Here is a 232-nt window from a genome sequence, read left to right as displayed (position 1 = left end):
CACCTGGAGTCCGGGCTGGATGGTGCCGGGCCCGGCGAGCCGGCACGTATCTGCCAGGAGCCGGAGGTATATCGGCAGTTCTGCGAACTGAACAGTTTGCTGTTTTCCAGCGCCAGCAACGGAGAGAAAGATGCGGCGCTGATTGCCTTTCTGGGTGACCTGGACTTTGCCAGGCACGCGCCGCTGACACCGGCACCGGCCCTGGGGGCGACCGCGTTGAGTGGGCTGATTG

Annotated in this window: 1 pseudogene; it reads left to right on the top strand. The window is 64.7% G+C overall.

Going from position 1 to position 232, the window contains the following annotated elements:
* Nucleotides 1–232, top strand: a pseudogene (locus FQ668_RS28360) (AraC family transcriptional regulator); the annotation flags it as partial.

The organism is Pseudomonas sp. Kh14 (genome assembly GCF_900291005.1).
GTDB classification, from domain to species: Bacteria; Pseudomonadota; Gammaproteobacteria; order Pseudomonadales; family Pseudomonadaceae; genus Aquipseudomonas; species Aquipseudomonas alloputida.
This window is presented reverse-complemented; position numbering and strand designations above follow the sequence as displayed.